Origin of the sequence: Streptomyces sp. BK340, assembly GCF_007827595.1 — a bacterium.
Taxonomy (GTDB): Bacteria; Actinomycetota; Actinomycetes; order Streptomycetales; family Streptomycetaceae; genus Streptomyces.
In genome coordinates, this window is sequence record NZ_VISR01000010.1 from 55,390 (window position 1) to 73,702 (window position 18,313).

The 18,313-nt window shown below is 74.8% G+C and carries 4 protein-coding genes; all 4 read left to right on the forward strand.

The genetic code is table 11. The features are described 5' to 3' along the window. The first annotated feature begins 57 nt into the window (after positions 1–57). On the forward strand, positions 58–13,725 hold the full coding sequence (locus tag FB157_RS19490) for a type I polyketide synthase (protein ID WP_145881446.1): 13,668 nt from the start codon (positions 58–60) through the stop codon (positions 13,723–13,725). A gap of 33 nt (positions 13,726–13,758) precedes the next feature. Further along, entirely contained in the window at positions 13,759–16,209 is a 2,451-nt protein-coding gene (locus FB157_RS19495) for a thioester reductase domain-containing protein (RefSeq protein WP_145881448.1), read from the forward strand. Further along, positions 16,206–17,345 (forward strand): alpha/beta hydrolase, encoded by a 1,140-nt coding sequence (locus FB157_RS19500; RefSeq protein ID WP_145881450.1) that lies wholly within the window; start codon positions 16,206–16,208, stop codon positions 17,343–17,345. The genes FB157_RS19495 and FB157_RS19500 overlap by 4 nt, the downstream gene beginning before the upstream one ends. Before the next feature lie 62 nt (positions 17,346–17,407). Beyond that, positions 17,408–18,187, forward strand: a complete 780-nt coding sequence (locus FB157_RS19505) for an alpha/beta fold hydrolase (RefSeq protein WP_145881452.1) — start codon at positions 17,408–17,410, stop codon at positions 18,185–18,187. The last annotated feature ends 126 nt before the right edge of the window (positions 18,188–18,313 follow it).

Here is an 18,313-nt window from a genome sequence, read left to right on the forward strand (position 1 = left end):
CCCGTCGCCCGGTACGGAATCCAGCATGAGCCCGAGTTCACGAGGACACCTGCCCAGATGCCTGCGAACGAGTCCCCGAAGCACACCCCCGAGCCGTCCCTGACGACCTCCGAGGGAGTCCGGGCCTGGCTGGCATCGGCCGTCGCCGAGTCGGCCGGGACCGACCCGGCGGACGTCGACCCGCACCGGCCGCTCGCCGAGTTCGGCCTGGGATCACGCCAGTTGGTCACCCTTGCCGCGGAACTCGGCACCCTGACCGGCCGCACCCTGGAGCCGTCCCTCGTCTTCAACCACCCCACCATCGCAGCCGTCGCGCAGGCCGTCTTCGAACCGCAGCGGGCGCAGACGCCGCCTCCGAGCACGGCCGTGGAGCGGACCGGTCCCGGCGACGACGTGGCGATCATCTCCATGGCCTGCCGCTTCCCCGGCGGCGCCGAGGACCCCGAGGCGCTGTGGCGGCTGCTGACCTCGGGCGAGGACGCCATCTCCGAGGTCCCGGCGGGCCGTTGGGACACCAACGGCCTGTACGACCCCGACCCCGAAGCCGCCGGCAAGGCCTACACCCTGCGCGGCGGCTTCCTCGACGGCGGGATCGACCGTTTCGACGCGGCCTTCTTCGGCATCTCCCCGCGCGAGGCCGCCGCCATGGACCCCCAGCAGCGGCTGCTCCTGCAGACCACCTGGGAGGCGATCGAACGCGCCGGAATGCTCCCGGAGTCCCTGAACGGCAGCTCCACCGGCGTGTATCTCGGCCTGTACGACAGCGGCTACCTCGCCACCGCCCCGCTCAGCCAGCTCGACGGACACGTCGGCACCGGATCGGCGGCCAGCGTGGCCTCCGGACGCATCGCCTACACCCTCGGCCTGCAGGGCCCGGCGGTGACCGTCGACACCGCCTGCTCGTCCTCGCTGGTCGCCCTGCACCTGGCGGCGCGCGCGCTGGCGAGCGGCGAGTGCGATCTCGCCCTGGCCGGTGGGGCCACCCTGCTGGTCACGCCGCGCGGCCACGTCGAGTTCAGCAGGCTGCGCGGACTGTCCCCGTCCGGGCGGTGCAGCCCGTTCTCCGCCGACGCGGACGGCGTCGTGTGGGCCGAGGGCTGCGGGCTCGTCGTGCTCAAGCGGCTCGCGGACGCGCGCCGCGACGGCGACCGGATCCTGGCCGTCGTCAAGGGCTCGGCGATCAACCAGGACGGCCGCAGCCAGGGCCTCAGCGCCCCCAACGGCCCGGCGCAGGAACGAGTGGTGCGCGCCGCCCTGGACGCCGCCGGGCTCACCCCGCACGACCTCGACCACGTCGAGGCCCACGGCACCGGCACCCGGCTCGGCGACCCCATCGAACTCCGCGCCCTGGCCAACGTGTTCGGACCCGGCCGGCCGGCCGACCGCCCCCTCGGCATCGGCTCCCTGAAGTCCAACATCGGCCACACCCAGGCGGCCGCGGGCATCGGCGGCGTCATCAAGACCGTCCTCGCCCTCGGTCACGAGCACCTGCCCGCCTCCCTGCACGCCGAGCCCCGCACCGACCGGATCGACTGGACCGGCAGCGGACTGCACGTACAGAGCGCCGGACGGGACTGGCCGCGCACCGCGGACAGGGTGCGCCGGGCCGGGGTCAGCGCCTTCGGCATCAGCGGCACCAACGCCCACGTGGTCCTGGAGGAAGCGCCGCAACCCGCCACCGCGGACACCCCCGCGCAGCAGGCCGCCCCCGCCCTCTTCCCGCTCTCCGCCCGCAGCCTCCCCGCCCTGCGCGGCCAGGCCGCCCGGCTGCTCGACGCCCTGGAGACACGCCCGGAGCCGGCGCTCCGCGAGGTCGCCGCGACCCTCGCCCACCACCGCACCCACTTCGACCACCGGGCCGTCGTCCGGGCCACCGACCGCACCCGGCTCGTCGACGCCCTGCGCGCCCTCGCCGACGGACGCCCCGACCCCGACCACACCATCGGACCGGAGCGGACAGCCCCCGCCGGCAAACTGGCCTTCGTCTTCCCCGGCCAGGGCAGCCAGTGGGCCGGGATGGCCCGCGACCTGCTGGAGCGGGACCCCGTGTTCGCCGACGAACTCGACCGTTGCGACGCGGCGCTGCGCCCGTTCACCGAGTGGTCCGTGGCCGCCGTGCTGCGCGGCGACGCCGGCGCCCCGTCCCCGGACCGCGTGGACGTCGTCCAGCCCGCCCTGTTCGCCGTGATGGTGTCGCTGGCCGCCGTGTGGCGCGCCCGGGGCGTCCGCCCGGACGCCGTGATCGGGCACAGCCAGGGCGAGGTCGCCGCGGCCTGCGTCGCCGGCGCACTCAGCCTCAACGACGCGGCCGCCGTCGTCGCCCTGCGCAGCCAGGCCCTGACCGACCTGTCCGGAACCGGCACCATGGCCGTGATCGCGCTGCCCCACGACGAGGTCCGGGCCGAACTCGACGGGGCCGTGTCGGTCGCCGCCGTCAACAGCGGCCGGGCGACCGTGGTCGCGGGCGCCGTCGAAGCGGTGGAAGCGCTGCTCGCCCGCCTCGAAGCGCGCCAGGTGTTCGTCCGCCGTCTCGACGTCGACTACGCCTCCCACAGCGACCGGGTCGAACCGGTCCGCGAGCGGATCCTCGACGAACTCGACGGCGTGACCGCGTACCCGACGGACATCGCCTGGTACTCCACGGTCACCGCCGAACCGGTCACCGAGGAACTGGAGGCCGGGTACTGGTACACCAACCTCCGCGAGACCGTCCGCTTCGCGCCCACCGTCGAGCGCATGCTCGCCGACGGCTACCGCCACTTCGTGGAACTGAGCCCCCACCCGGCCCTGCTCACCGCGCTGCGCACCCTCGGCGAGGACACCGGCCACGACCTGACCGCGGTCGGTTCGCTGGGCCGCGACGAGGACGGCCCCGCCTGCCTGGACCGGGCAGCCGCCGAACTCCACGTCCACGGACGGCGGATCGACTGGCGCCGCCTGGTCCCCGACGGCGACACCGCCGACCTGCCCACCTACGCCTGGGACGCGCAGCGCCACTGGATCGAACCGGAGACCGCCGCCGGCGGCCCCGCCCTGTTCGACCGGGCCGCGCACCCGCTCCTCGGCATCCAGCTCCAGTCCGCCGACGAGACCCGCTGGACCTTCCGCAACGAGTGGTCCCCGGCCACCGCCGACTGGCTGCCCGACCACACCGTGTTCGGCCGCACCGTGGTCTCCGGTACCACCCTGATGGAACTGTGCCGTGCCGCCCTCGCCGTGGCCCGCCCGGACGACGCGGCCGACGTCACCGACCTGCTCCTGCTCAGCCCCCTCGTCCTGCCCGGCACCGGCACGGTCGAGGTCTCCGTCGAGGTCGTCACCGCCGGTCCGGTACCCGAGGTCACCGTGCACAGCCGCCCGCGCGGCCAGGACGCCCCCGGCTGGACCCTGCACGCCACCGCCTCCGCGGCCGAGTCCGCCCCGCTCACCGCGGGCCGCCCGCCGCACTGGCCCGACACCGCCGAAGAGGCCTGGACCGCGCAGACGTACGACCGTCTGGCCGGCCTCGGCCTCGGCTACGGGCCCGCCTTCCAGGGCGTACGCTCGGCGGTCACGACCGGCGACGGAGAACTCCTCGCCCGGCTCTCCCTGCCCGCCACCGCCCGCGACGGGGCCGACCCGTACCCGGTGCACCCGGCTCTGCTGGACGCCGCCCTGCACGTCACCGCAGCCTTCGGGGCGGCCGACGGACGCGCCCTGCTCCCCGTCGCCGTGGGCCGCTGTGTCCTGCCGCACGGCGGCACGGGCGACCTGACCGCACGGGTGCGGCGCACCGGCGACGCCGACTCGGACCTCACCCTGGACGTCACGCTGTGGGACGCCGACGGCCTGCCCGCCGGACGCCTGGAGTCAGTGCGTCTGCGCGCCGCCGACCCGGCCGACCTCGACGCCGGCTCGGAGAACGCCCGGCACCTGTACGAGGTGGCCTGGACCGCCGTCACCGAGGAGCCGCCCGCCGCGGCGCCGGACCTCACCTGGACCGTGGCCGGCGACCCGGCAGGCCCGAAGGCGCAGGCCGCTCTGCGGGGCCTAGCGCTGCGCGAGACGGGTGCCGACGTCGCCGTACGATTCTGGCCGCACCCCGACGAAGCGGTGTCCGGTGCCCATGAGCTGGCGGCCACCGCGCTCGCCGAGCTGCAGCGGCTCATCGCGCTCCCCGAGGACAGGACGCCCGCCCGGACCGTCTGGGTGACCCGCGGCGCGATCGCCGCCGCCGACGGAGACCCGGTCGCCGGATACACCCAGTCGGTGCTGTGGGGTCTCGTCCGCAGCGCCCGGGCCGAACACCCGGACCTCGGGCTGACGTTGCTGGACCTCGACGACGGCGATCCGGCGGCTGCGCTCAGGGCGGCCGCAGGCCTTGCCGGGGAACCCGAACTCGCCCTTCGCGAAAGGGCGTTGCTCGCCCCCCGGTTGGTGCGCGCACGCCCCGACCGGCACGAGCAGGGCTCGGCGGGACACCTCCCCACGGACGGGACCGTCCTGATCACCGGCGGTCTGGGTGCCGTCGGCCGGCACATCGCCCGCCTCTTCGCCCAACGCGGCGTTCCCCGGCTCCTGTTGACGGCGCGCCGGGGCGCCGATGATCCCCGCGCGGCCGAGACGGTCGCCGAACTGGCCGCGCTCGGCGCCGCGGCCGAGGTCGTCGCCTGCGAGGTCACCGACCCGGCCGCAGTCGCCGACGTACTCGCCCGGGCAGGCCAGGAGTCGCCCCTGCGCGGTGTCGTGCACTGCGCCGGGATCCTGGACGACGGGGTCGTCGCAGAGCTGACGCCCGAGCGGCTGGCGCGGGTACTGCGACCCAAGGTCGACGGAGCCCTCCACCTGCACCGGCTCACCGCCGACGCCCCGCTGGACCTGTTCCTGCTGGTGTCCTCGGCCGCCGGTGTCGTGGGCAACGCGGGACAGGGCAACTACGCGGCCGCCAACGTCTTCCTCGACCAACTCGCCCACCACCGGCGGTCCCTGGGCCTGCCCGGCAGCTCGATCTCCTTCGGCGCCTGGGCCGGTGAGGGTCTCGCCGCGGCCCACGCCGACCTGGACCGCATGGCCCGGCTCGGCCACCGGGCGCTCACCCCGGAGCAGGGCCGCGACCTCGTCGCGCTGGCCCTGCGGCGCACCGCCCCGCACCTGGTGGCCTGGTCCCTCGACCTGCCCCGGCTGCGCCAGTCGGACGCGGGCGGCACCGCCCTGTGGCGCTCGCTGCTGCCCGCCTCGCGCGGCACCGGGGGAGACGCCCTCGCCGACCGCCTGACCCGGCTGCCCGAGCCCGAGCGGGCCGAGCGCGTCCTGGCCCTGGTCCGTGACGAGGCCGCCCGGGCCCTCGGCCTGCGCTCCGCCGAATCCGTGCGCCCCGACCAGCCGCTGCGCGACCTCGGCATGGACTCCGTCACCGCAGTCGAACTGCGCAACCGCATCGGGGCCCGCCTCGGCACCCGCCTGCCCGCCACCCTCCTGTTCGACCACCCCACCGCCGACCGGCTCGCCGAGTACCTGCTCACCACCGTGCTGGGGCGCGCGTCGGGCCAGGTCCAGGCCCAGCGGGCCCGGACGACCTCGCCCGCCGGCGACGAACCGATCGCCATCGTGGCCATGGCCTGCCGGCTGCCCGGCTCGGTGAGCGACCCGGACGGCCTGTGGCGGCTGGTCGCCGAAGGCCGGGACGCGGTCGGCCCGTTCCCGGCCGGACGCTGGGACGTGGAGGCGCTCTACGACCCCGACCCGGACGCGCTCGGCAAGTCCTACGCCCGCGAGGGCGGCTTCCTGGACGACATCGAGTCCTTCGACGCGGGCTTCTTCGGCATCACCCCGAAGGAGGCCGCCGCCATGGACCCCCAGCAGCGGCTGCTGCTGGAGACGGCCTGGGAGGCACTGGAGCGCGCCGGAATCGTGCCCGCCCGGCTCGCGGGCAGCACCACCGGCGTGTACGTCGGCATGTTCGGCAGCGACTACCTGGCGGGCTCCCGCCTCGACCAGCTCGACGGCTACGTCGGCACCGGCTCGGCGCTCAGCGTCGCCTCCGGCCGGCTGGCCTACGCGCTCGGCCTGCACGGCCCGGCGCTGACCGTGGACACGGCCTGCTCGTCCTCCCTGGTCGCGACGCATCTGGCCGCCCAGGCCCTGCGCACCGGGGAGTGCGACCTGGCCCTGGCCGGCGGGGTGACGCTCATGGTGACCCCGCAGACCTTCGTGGAGTTCAGCCGCCTGCGCGGCCTGTCCCCGACCGGCCGCTGCCGGTCCTTCTCCGACGACGCCGACGGCGCGATCTGGGCCGAGGGCGCGGGCATGCTCGTCCTCAAGCGGCTGAGCGACGCCGAGCGGGACGGCGACGAGGTGCTCGCCGTGCTGCGCGGCACGGCCGTCAACCAGGACGGCCGCAGCCAGGGCCTGTCCGCGCCCAACGGCCCGGCCCAGGAACAGGTGCTCCGCCGCGCGCTCGAGCTGTCCGGGCTGGCACCCGCCGACCTCGACTACATCGAGGCCCACGGCACCGGGACCACCCTCGGCGACCCGATCGAGGCCAACGCCCTGGCCGAGGTCTTCGCGGGCTCCCGCCCCGAGGACCGCCCGCTGTACCTGGGGTCGCTGAAGTCCAACATCGGCCACGCGCAGGCCGCTTCGGGCGTCGCCGGGCTGATCAAGGTCGTGCAGTCGCTGCGCCACCAGACCCTGCCCCGCACCCTGCACGCCGGCACGCCGAGCCGGCACGTCGAGTGGGACGGCAGCGGCCTGAGTCTGCTGCAGGAGCCGGTCGCCTGGCCGGCGACGGAGGAGCGGGTACGCCGGGCCGGGGTCAGCGCCTTCGGCATCAGCGGCACCAACGCGCACGTCATCGTGGAGGAAGCCCCCGCCCGGCCGCTGCAGGAAGCCGAACTCCCCGAAGGAAAGCGGCTGTTCCTGCTCTCGGGGCGCAGTGAGGCCGGCCTGCGCGGGCAGGCGGCCACGCTCGCCCGGTACGCCACCCCCGACACCTCCCTCCCGGACGTCGCCCACACCCTGGCCCGGCACCGCAGCCACTTCGAGTGGCGCGCCGCGGTCGTCGCGGGCGACCGCGACGAACTCCTCCCCTCCCTCAAGGCGTTGGGCAGCGGGCGCAAGCCCGTGCCCGCGCCCCGCGAGGACCAGACCGGCAAGGTCGCCTTCGTCTTCGCCGGACACGGCGGCCAGTGGACCGGCATGGGCCTGGAGCTGCTGTCCCAGTCCGAGGCCTTCCGGACGGAGCTGACCCGCATCGACGCCGCCGTCGAGCGGCAGGCCGGCTGGTCCGTGCTGAACGTGCTGCGCGCACCGGAGGAGTTCTCCCCGCTCGACCGCACCGAGTACCTCCAGCCGGTCCTGTTCGCCGTCAACGCCGCGCTGGCCGCCGCCTGGCGGGAACTCGGCGTCACCCCGGACGCGGTGGTCGGCCACAGCCTGGGCGAGATCGCCGCCGCGTACAGCGCGGGAGCCCTCACCCTGGACGACGCCGTGGCCGCCGTCACCGGGCGGGCCGCGGCGGTCGTCCCGCTCGTCGGGCAGGGCGGCATGCTCGCCGTGGAGCTGCCGCTCGCCGACGTCGAGGAGCTGCTGGAGCCCTACGCCGGCCGGCTGTTCGTCGGAGCCGTCAACGGTCCGGGTGCCACCGCCGTCTCCGGCGAGGCGGACGCGCTCTCCGCACTGCGTCACCGGCTGGAGGAGCGGGGCGTCTCCGCGCGCGTCCTGTCGACGCCGTTCGCCTCGCACACCCCGCTCATGGAACCGCTGCGCGCGGAACTCCTCGAACGCTTCTCCGGTATCCGGGGGACCCGCACACCGACCCCGCTCTACTCGTCCGTGCTCGCCGAACCCGTCACCGGGGAGGACCTGGACGCCGCCTACTGGTTCGACAACCTGCGCCACCCGGTCCGTTTCGCCGACACCGTGCGCCGGATGCTCGACGACGGGTACCGCTACTTCGTGGAACTCAGCCCGCACCCCTCGCTCACCGCGGCGATCGAGGCCGTCGCCGCCGAGGCCGGGACCGACGCGGTGGGCATCGGCTCACTGCGCCGCGGCCGCGACGGGCAGGACGTACTGCTCGGCAGGCTGGGGGAGTTGTACGAGGCCGGACACACGCCAGACTGGACGGCGCTCTTCCCGCACGGCCGCCGCGCCGACCTGCCCACCTACGCCTTCGCCCGCGAACGCCACTGGCTCGCCCCCGTCCAGGCCACCTCCACCGGCGGCTCACCGCTGCTCGGCACCCACGTCCAGGCCAGCGACGAACCCGGCCGGGACCTCTTCCAGAGCGAGATCGACCTGAACGACAGCCGCTTCGCCTACCTGACCGACCATCAGGTCACGGGCGAGGTGTGGCTGCCGGGCGCCGCCTTCCTGGACCTGGTGCTGGAGGCCGCGAACACGCTCGCCGACAGCGACGAGGTGCGGCTGTCCGACGTCCGGTTCGTCCAGCCGCTGCGACTGGACGCCGACCGGCCCGTACGGGTGCAACTGGTGCTGCGGCCCGCGGAGGACGGCCACCGGGAGTTCTCCGTCGCCTCGGCCGCCGCCGGTGCGCGACGGCCGCGGTGGGAGCGGCACGTGACCGGGCGCATCGCCCTCGCCACGGAGCCGATCGCCCGCACCGCGGAGCCCACGGCGGACGCGGGCGCGGAACTCGCCGCGCTGCGCGAACGCTGCACCGAGCGCGTCGACCTGCCCGCCGTCTACGCCGGACTCGCCGCCCTCGGCATCGACTACGGCCCCGCCTTCCGGGGCCTGTCCGAGGGCCACCGGGACGGCGGCACGACAGCGGTGGCCCGCCTGGCCGCCCGGCCCGCAGCCGGTCACCTCCTGCACCCCGCCACGCTCGACGCCTCCTTCCACACGGCCGCGCTGCCCGCGGCCGCCCCGCAGGGCCGGGCGTTCGTGCCCGCCGGCGCCGGACACGTACGGTTCACCGGCCTGCGCACCGCACCCGCCTGGGTGAGCTGCGACCTGCGCGCTGTCGACGGCGACACCGCCCTCCTCGACCTGCGTCTGTGGGACGAGGACGGCCAACTCGTCCTGGCAGCCGACGAGTTCCGTCTCGCCGCGCTCTCCCCGCTGGACGGCGCCCTCTTCGAGACCCGCTGGCAACCCCGTCCCGAGGCGCAGGAGCCGCCCGCGGAGGGCAGCTGGCTCGTCGTCGCCGACCAGACCGGAGCCGCCGACGAACTCACCTCCAGGCTCGCTGACCTGGCTCCGCACGTCGTCGTCCGCCCGGGCACCGCGTACGGCGTCGAAGGCCCCGGCCGCTACGTCCTCGACCCCGCCGACCCGGCCCAGTGGGCCCGGCTCCTGGACGAGGCCTTCGCGGACGCGCCGCCCGAGCGGGTGGTCCAGCTGTCCGCGCTCGACGCACCGCCGGTCAACGGCGACCGGGACGCCGAGGAAGCCGCCCGGCTCTGCTGCCTGACCACCCTGCACCTGGTCCGGGCCCTCACCGGGCGCGATCGGTCCAAGGGCCGGACCCCGCGCCTGTTCGTCGTCGTACGCGGCAGCCAGGCAGCGGGTGGCAGCACGGAGGTGACCCGGCCGGAGCAGGCCCTCGCCTGGGGCTTCGGACTCGCCGTGGCCCAGGAGCACCCGGAACTCGCCACCACGCTGGTCGACCTGCCCGCGGACGGCGGCGCGGACGCGCTGTGGACCCAGCTGTGGCACGCCGACGACGAGCGTCTCGTCGCGCTCCGCGGCACCGGCCGGCTCGTCCCGCGCCTGGCCCGTACCCGCCCCGACGAAGGCGGCCACCCCGAACTGCCGGACGGCGTGCATCTGATCACCGGTGGTCTGGGCGGTCTCGGCCGCGTCGTCGCCGAACGGCTGGTGCGCCGGGGTGCCCGGCGGCTCGCCCTGCTGAGCCGCGGCACGCCGGACACCGCTGCCACCGCCTGGATACAGGGCCTCGAACAGCGGGGCGTCACCGTGCACCTCGCCCGCGCCGACGTCGCCGACCGTGCCGGACTCAGCGCCGCCCTGGACGCGCTGCGCAGCGAGGCGGGCCCGGTCTCCACCGTGGTCCACGCCGCAGGTGTCCTGGACGACGCCACGCTGGCGAACCTCACCGAGGAGCGCGTCCGACGCGTCCTCGCGCCCAAGGTGCTCGGCACCGCCCTGCTCACCGAACTGGTCCCGGAGGCCGGGAACCTGGTCCTGTTCGCCTCGGCGGCCGGTCTGCTGGGCTCGGCCGGACAGAGCCCGTACTCGGCGGCGAACGCCTTCCTGGACGCCTGGGCACACCACCTCTCCGGCGCCGGCCGACGGGCGCTGAGCCTGGACTGGGGTGCCTGGGCGGGCGTCGGCATGGTCGCCGAGTCCGGCACCAGGGCCGCCGAGACCAGCCGCTCCGGCCTGGTCGCCTTCTCCCCGCAGGACGGCGGTGAGCTCTTCGAGCGGGTGCTGAGCACCGCCCGCCGCCAGCTCGCCCCGATCGCCCTCGACTGGGAGCTGCTGGCCCTCGACCCGGACGCGGTACGCAGCCGCCCGCTGCTCGCCGACCTGGTGTCCGCCCCGGCCGGCGGCGCGGACACCGACGACCTGGTCGGCAAGGTGTTCGCGGCCGCCCCCGGTCAGGAGCGCACCGAGTGGCTCGAAACCTATGTACGAGCCCGGGTCGGCGAGGTCTCCGGCGGTGCCGTGGACGTGTTCGCCACCACGGCACTGAAGGAGCTGGGCCTGGACTCGCTGATGCTGGTCCGGCTGCGCAACGCGTTCGCCCGCGAGCTGGGCGTCGAACTCCCGGCCGCCGACGTGTTCTCCGCCGCCGACGTCCGCGGCCTCGCCCGCACCCTCGGCGCGGCCCTGCCCGAACGCGCCGCCCCCGCCGAGCGGGCCGCCCCCGCCGAGGGAACCGGCAGCTCGCCCGCGAGGGACGTGCCCGAGACCGAACTGCGGCCCGCCACCAGGGATGTCGTACGACTCCTGCGCAGCGCCCAGCCGGACATGCCCGACGCGGCCCACGGCGTCGGTCTGGCCGTACGGCTCAGGACGCCGACCACCCAGGAAGCCCTCAGCGGCATCCTGGACCGCCTCGCCGCCCGCCACGCCGCCCTGCGCACCGCCGTCGTGACCGGCGACGAGGGCGGCCGGCAGCTGCGGGTGGACCGTCGGCCGCCCGCACCGCTGCTGCGGTGGACCGAGGCCACGGAGGCCGACGCCGCCGAGCGGCTGCGGCTGCTCCTGGAGCCGCCGTTCGACCTGGCCGTCCCGCCGCTGTGGCGGTTCGAACTCGCCGACGGCGGCCCGCAGGGCCAGATCCTCGTCTTCGGCGCCCATCACGCGGTCAGCGACCTGCAGTCCCTGCTCCTCGTGGCCGCCGAGATCGACGCCGAACTCTCCGGCACCCCGCTGGACGGCACCGTCACCAACCGGGACATCGACCTGCTGATCGAGGCCCAGCAAGGCGGCGGCGACGGCCCCGGCGACGACTGGCGCGCGGCCTTCCAGGGCAGCGAACGACTCGACCTGACCCTGGCCCGGCCGCGCCCGGAGACCCGCTCCTACCGGTCCGGCAGCGTCACCGTGACCGTCCCGGACGGTCTCGTGGAGCGGATCTCGGCCGCCGCGAGCGCTCTGGCCGTCACGCCCGCCGCGTTCTGCCTCGGCACCCTCACCGTGCTGCTGGCCAGGAAGCGGGAACGGGAGCGGTTCGCGCTCGCCGTGCCCGTGGACACCCGGATCCACGCCGACGCGTACGGCGCGGTGGGATTCTTCGGCGTCCCCGTGCCCTTCCCCGCCCAGGCGGCGGCCGGGGAGCGGGTCGCGGACGTGCTGGTCCGTACCGACGAGCGCCTCCAGCGGATCCTGACGAAGGGCGCCATGTTCTCCGACGTCCTCGCCACGCTCGCCCGGCAGGGCCTGCACCGCGCCAACGCACCGCTCGTCGAGGTGTACTTCAACTACGTACGCTTCTCCGGCCGGTTGACCAGCCTCGAAGTGCTGCCGGCCGGCGTCGGCCACACCGACCTCGATCTGATGATCACCATGACCCCGGACTCGGGCACCGTCCGCCTCGACCACAACCTGGACATCCTGGACGCGGACACCGCGACCGAACTCGGCGAGGAGTTCCTGGAGCTGCTCGCGGAGACCGCCGAGGACGCGAGCGTGGCCGTACGCGAGAGCACGACGGCCGTTCAGCGCACGGCGGTCGAGGGACCGCGTCTCGCCCTCGCCGCCACCTTCGCCCTCGGCAACCTGCCCCTGATGTGCGAGGCGGCGCTGGAGGAGGAGAGGGCGACGGTCGCCGAGGCGCCGTACCACCAGGTGCTCGCCGCCCTCCAGGACCCCTCGGGCGTCCTCGCCGACCCGGCCACCACGCTGGGCGTCGTCCTGCTGCGGGCCGCCGACCTGGAGCGGTTCGGAGCGGTGGACGACACGGTCCTCGCCGAACTGCGCGGCGCCTACCCGGCCGCGCTGAAGTCCCTCGCCGAACGCACCCGCAGGCCGCTGGTCGTCGGTGTCCTGCCGACCGCCGGGACCGATGACCGCCTCCTCGACTGGGAGCGCGGGATCGCCGCCGACCTGGCCGAACTGCCCGGCATCGCGGTGCTCGGCCCCGACGAGTGGACCCGGCACCACACCGTCGAGGACCGCTTCGACCAGCGCACCGAGCGTCTCGCCCACCTGCCCTTCACCCCGGCCTTCCAGGCAGCCGTGGCGCTGCGTCTGGCCGAGGTGGTCAGGGCCGTGCGGCGCCCCGCGCCCAAGGTGATCGCCGTCGACGGCGACGAGACCCTGTGGGGCGGAGTGGCGGGCGAGTCCGGCCCCGAGGCGGTGGACCTCACCGGCTCCCGCGCGCGGCTGGCCCGCAGGCTGCTGCGGTGGCGGGCGGCGGGCGCGCTGCTGGCGCTGGTCAGCAACAACGACGAGGCGACGGTCCGGGCCGTCCTGGACCGCCCCGACAGCCTGCTGAAGGCCGAGCACTTCAGCGTGGTCTCCGCCGCCTGGAACCCCAAGCCCGACCGCCTCGCCGAGGCCGCCCGCACCCTCAACCTCGGCCTGGACAGCTTCCTGTTCCTGGACGACAACCCGGCCGAGATCGCCAGGATGCGCGCGATGCACCCGCAGGTGCTGTCCGTGACGTGCCCGCCGGCCGACCAACTCGACGCGTTCCTGGACCGGTTGTGGCCACTGGTCCCGGTCGCGGCGACCGCCGAGGACGCCCTGCGGGCCCGGTTCTACGCCCAGGAGCGTGAGCGGGACGCCGTCCGTGAGGGCGCCGGGTTCGAGGAATTCCTCGCCCAGCTGAACCTCGAGGTCGACATCCGCGAGCTGGCCGACGCCGACGTCGAGCGGGGCGAGCAACTCGTCCGCCGTACCAACCAGTTCACCCTTCGGGCCCGGTCCGCCGACGGCGGCGACCTCGCCCGGTGGCGGGAACGGGGGGAGGTGTGGACGGCGGCCGCCCGGGACCGGTTCGGCGACTACGGCCAGATCGCGCTGCTCGCGGTCCGCGCCGACGGGGACCAGCTCGACGTGCTCGCCTGGCTGATGAGCTGCCGCGCCCTCGGCCGGGGCGTCGAGGAACGGCTGCTCGGCCGGCTCGCCGACCGGGCCGAACAGCTGGGCTGCGCGAAGGTCCGGTTCACCGCGGAGCGCACCCCGCGCAACGCCCCCGCCCGCCGGCTGCTCGCCGCGCTGGGCGGCGGTGACCCGGACGACGAGCGGCTGGACGTCGTGACCACCCCCGAACACCTGCGGGCCTTCCGGTCCTGGGAGCAGCAGTGAGGAACAAGACCGAGCACAATGCGAAGGGCTCTCATGCGTGACGTGAACGAGGAGTCGGCCTACGCCGGCCGGCGGGCGATCGCCGAGTCGATCGAACGGGGCGGCGGCGGACTCGGCGTGGCCGGCCTGCTGGCCAAGGTGCGGGCGGCGGACACCGGGCCCGAGCCCGCCCGGGCCCCGGCACCCGACCTGGCGGGCCTGACGGCCGTCATCGCCGCCGCGGCCGGACGCCACCTGCCCTCCGGCCGGCTGGCGCCCGACGCCGACTTCTTCGACGCGGGCGGCACATCCGTCGACGCGGTCGAGCTGGCCGCCGAACTGGAGGCCGAGCTGGGCATCGAGATCGACCTCGACGAGGTCTTCGCGGATGCCCGCCCGGCGAGTCTGGCCCGAAGGTGGCTGCTGCTGGTCGAGGCGACGACGACAACGACGCCCTCGGCCACGCCGGCACCGCTCGCCGCGGCACCGGGCACCTCCGCACCCACCGCGCCCTCGGCCGCCCCCGCCGCGCCCGGTGTCTCCCACGGCGTGCCCGCCCCGGCCGCCTCCCTCGCCTCCCCGGCGCCCGCCCCCCACACCCTCCCCATCCCGTCCCCCCGCACCCCGCCCGCCGTACCCGCCACCCCGTACCGGCCCGACGCCCCGCACTCCCGGGCCCGGCAGGAAGACCTCGACCAGATCCTGGCCGACCTCGCCCTCGCCGACCGGCTGCCGTTCACCGACGTGCCCGAGCCGCTCGCGCCGCGGCGGATCCTGCTGACCGGTGCGACCGGGTTCCTGGGCAGCCACATGCTGCTCGACCTGCTGCGGCACAGCGACGCGCATGTGTACTGCCTGGTCCGCGCGGCCGACGAGGCTGCCGCGACCGAACGGCTCGGCGCTCAGCTGCGCAGCTACAAGCTGCCGTGGTCCGCGGAGACACGCCGGCGCGTCACCGTGCTGCCCGGCGACATCCGCAGCCCGCGTCTCGGGCTCACCGACGAGCAGTGGCACACCCTCGCGCACGAACTCGACAGCATCGTCGGCGTCGCGGCCGCCGTGGACTTCCTGCGCGGCTACCAGTCGCTGAGAAGCAGCAACGTCCTCGGCACGCTCACCCTCGCCGAGCTGGCCGCGACCGGCCGGCCCAAGCCGCTGCACCACATCTCGTCCATCGCCGTGTTCAACGAGGTCGGCATCACGTCCATGGGCGAGGACGACCCGCTCGCCCACGTCGACCGGCTCATCTCCGGCTACGACCAGTCGAAGTGGGCCGCCGAGGTCGCGCTGCGCCGTGCACGCGACCACGGACTCGTCGTCACCGCGCTCCGCCCGGGCGGCATCGGCGGCCACACGAAGACCGGCGCCTACAACCCGCTGGACCTCAGCAGCGGCCTGACATCGGCCTTCGGCCGCTTCCGCACCGTACCGGCGTTCCGCTACCTCAACGCTGCCCCCGTCGACTGGGTCAGCCGGGTCGCGGTCGCCGCGATCTGCGAGCCCGACGCGTGGGGCTTCGACTACAACCTCACGGGTGTGCCCAACACCCTGGACGACGTCGTACAGGACATGGCGCTGGGCGGCATGCACGTCCGCGTCCAGGACTGGGACGAGTGGCGCGCCGACACGCTCGCCCGCCTGCAGGCCGAGCCGGTGCCCGAACTCGCCTTCCTCTCCCGGGTGCTGCAGAGCCCCACCGCGCTGAAACTGTGCGAGGCCACCCTGAAGGGCCCGGCCGCCGGCGCGGAGCGCACCGACGCCCTGGTCGCCGCCCTCGGCCTCACGCCGGCCGCCCGGTACGACGCCCAGGCCCAGATGAAGACCTTCGAGAAGCTCGCCGACGACGGCCTCGCCCGGCTTCCGCACAAGGACGACCAGCCCTACCTCTGGTTCGCCGAGACGACCGAGGGCACCGTCGGCCCGGTCGGCGCCGCCGCCGAGACCCCCTGCTCGATGGCGCTCACCCTGTCCATCGCCAGCATGTACCAGCTGGTCAAGGAGCGCCGGGTGGACGTCACGGGCGAGGTGACCTGCCCGGCGGTCCACCCGGAGCCGCTCACCGTGGAACGCGGCGACGTCTGGGTCCGGCCCGAGGAGGGCATCCCGCTCCAGCACGGTCTCCGTCACCAGCTCCTGCGCTACCGGCTGAGGCTGCGCGACGCGGACGGCGGCCAGTGGTGGCTGGAGGGCCGCAAGTACGCGCGGGCCCGCCGGGACCTGTGGCGACAGACCCGTGCGCTCACCGTGGAGATCGGCCGCGAGGGCGAGGCCGCGAGTCTGCTGGGCGAGGTCGTCGTACCCGCCGACTCCTACGTCCGCGACCAGATCGACGGCATCAAGGTGGACCCGCGCCTGACCGCCCAGGAGAAGCGGGCGGCCAAGCTGACCTGGCTCGCCTGGTTCGGCCTGGAGATGGGCCGCGGCCTGCTCGCCCCGTTCGCCCGGGCCGCGGCGGACCTTCTCGACCTGCGCCGCACCCCGACCCTCAGGGAGCACCACCGATGATCTTCAGGACCACCTCCTCCCGGACGGCCCGGCCGGCGCTCCGCAGGGTCCGCACCACCGAGGCCCTGCGCCCCCTGCGCCACCGCCTCGACCCGGCCCGCGTCGAGGAGATCCCGTTCCGTACGAGCGACGGCGTACGCCTCGGCCTGACCCGTGTCGACACCGGGGACACCGGCCGGCCCGCCGTGCTGCTCCTGCACGGGCACACCGCCTCCGCCGACATGTTCCTGCTGCCCGAGACCCGCAACCTCGTGGACGCGCTCCTCGACGACGGCTACGAGCCCTGGCTGCTGGACTGGCGGGGCAGCTGTCGGCTGCCGTACAACGAGACCGGCCGGCGCTACACCTACGACGACGTGGCGCTGTACGACATCCCCGAGGCCGTCGCCCACATCCGCGGGCGCATCGGCGAGCGCCCGCTGTTCGTGGTCGCGCACTGCATCGGCTCGCTCACCCTGTCGCTGAGCATGACGGCCGGGCTGGTGCCGGGGCTGGCGGGCGTGGTCTCGCAGGGAGTCTTCCTGACGCCCAGGCTGGCGGGGCGGACGTCGCTGCGGATGTCCGTGGCGGGGGAGTTGCTGAAGACCCGGATCGACCACATCCCGGTCGACTTCCGCAAGGTGGGCCTGTGGTCGAAGTACACCCCGCTGTTCGCCCTGGCCGCCCGCAGGGCGAGCTGCCCCGATCCGACCTGCCAGATCCTGCACCACTCGGCCTGGGGCACGGGCGCCTCCCTCTTCGTCCACGAGAACCTGGCCGACGCGACCCACGACCGGCTGGCCGAGCTGCTCGGCCCCGCCCCGCTGTGGATCCTGCCGCACCTGCGCCGGATCGAGCTGGCCCGCAGCGTGGTCCGCTGGCACGACACCGATCACCGCTACCGGGCGCTGCCGCAGAACGCCCTCGACGCGGCCGCCCGCATCGACACCCCCGTCCTGCTGCTCTCGGGCAGCGAGAACGGGCTGTGGCTGGACTCGCAGCGGCTCTGCCACGAGGTGCTGGCCCGGCGGCAGCCGCAGCTGGACGTCTCCTACACCGAGATCCCGGGCTACGGTCACCTGGACACGTTCCTGGGCCGGGGCGCCGCCCTCGACGTCTTCGGTCACATCCTCGAATTCCTCGGGGAACGCCGGTGACGGCGGGGCATGCGGCCGGTTACCGTACCGATCAGTAACCGCAGCGCACCCAGGAGGCCCCCATGCCGCAGCTCGACGTCGACGGAGCCGTACTGACGTACGACGACGAGGGCCCCCGTGACGGCGCGGACGTGCCCGTGGTGTTCGTGCACGGCTGGACCGCCAACCGGCACCGCTGGGACCACCAGCTGGCGCACTTCTCGGCCGGCCGGCGGGTGATCCGGCTGGACCTGCGCGGGCACGGCGAGAGCACGGGGGCCGGGGTGCGCACGATCGCGGAGCTGGCGAAGGACGTCCTCGCCCTCCTCGACCACCTGGAGGTGGAGCGGTTCGTGCTGGTCGGCCACTCGATGGGCGGGATGATCTCCCAGACCATCGCCCTCTCCCACGCGGACCGGGTGGAGCGGATGGTGCTGGTCAACTCGATCGGGCGGATGACGTACAACCGCGGCCGGGGGCTGCTCATGGCCGCCTCCACCCTGGTGCCGTACAAGCTGTTCGTCGCGACCAACATCCAGCGGGCCTTCGCCCCGGGGTACCCGCGCGAGGAGGTCCGGGAGTACATCCGCTCCTCCGCCGACACCCCGCGCGAGGTCGTCATGACCCTGTACGGCGCCATGCGGGCCTTCGACCTCCTCGACCGGGCCGGTGAGATCGGCACGCCCACCCTGATGGTGCACGGCTACCACGACATCCAGCTGCCCGTGCGGCAGATGCTCCGGATGGCGAAGGCCTACCCGAACGCGGTCGTGCGCATCATCGACGCGGGCCATGAGCTGCCCGTGGAGAAGCCGGCCGAACTCACCGCTGCGCTTGACTGGTTTCTGACTGCGAAGGCCTAGCGCCGGAGCCGCTTGGCGAAGTTTTTGCCCGTGGCCGGTTCCTGTCCTGCCGGCCCGGCGCCACGGCGGTTCTTCCATTTCGCGCGGGCAAAACACGGCCGAAACCCTGAGGGGGTGCGGGCCGTC

Coding starts and splice junctions, on each gene's coding strand:
- FB157_RS19490 (WP_145881446.1), top strand. CDS start 58: ATGCCTGCGAACGAGTCCCCGAAGCACACCCCCGAGCCGTCCCTGACG.
- FB157_RS19505 (WP_145881452.1), top strand. CDS start 17,408: ATGCCGCAGCTCGACGTCGACGGAGCCGTACTGACGTACGACGACGAG.
- FB157_RS19495 (WP_145881448.1), top strand. CDS start 13,759: ATGCGTGACGTGAACGAGGAGTCGGCCTACGCCGGCCGGCGGGCGATC.
- FB157_RS19500 (WP_145881450.1), top strand. CDS start 16,206: ATGATCTTCAGGACCACCTCCTCCCGGACGGCCCGGCCGGCGCTCCGC.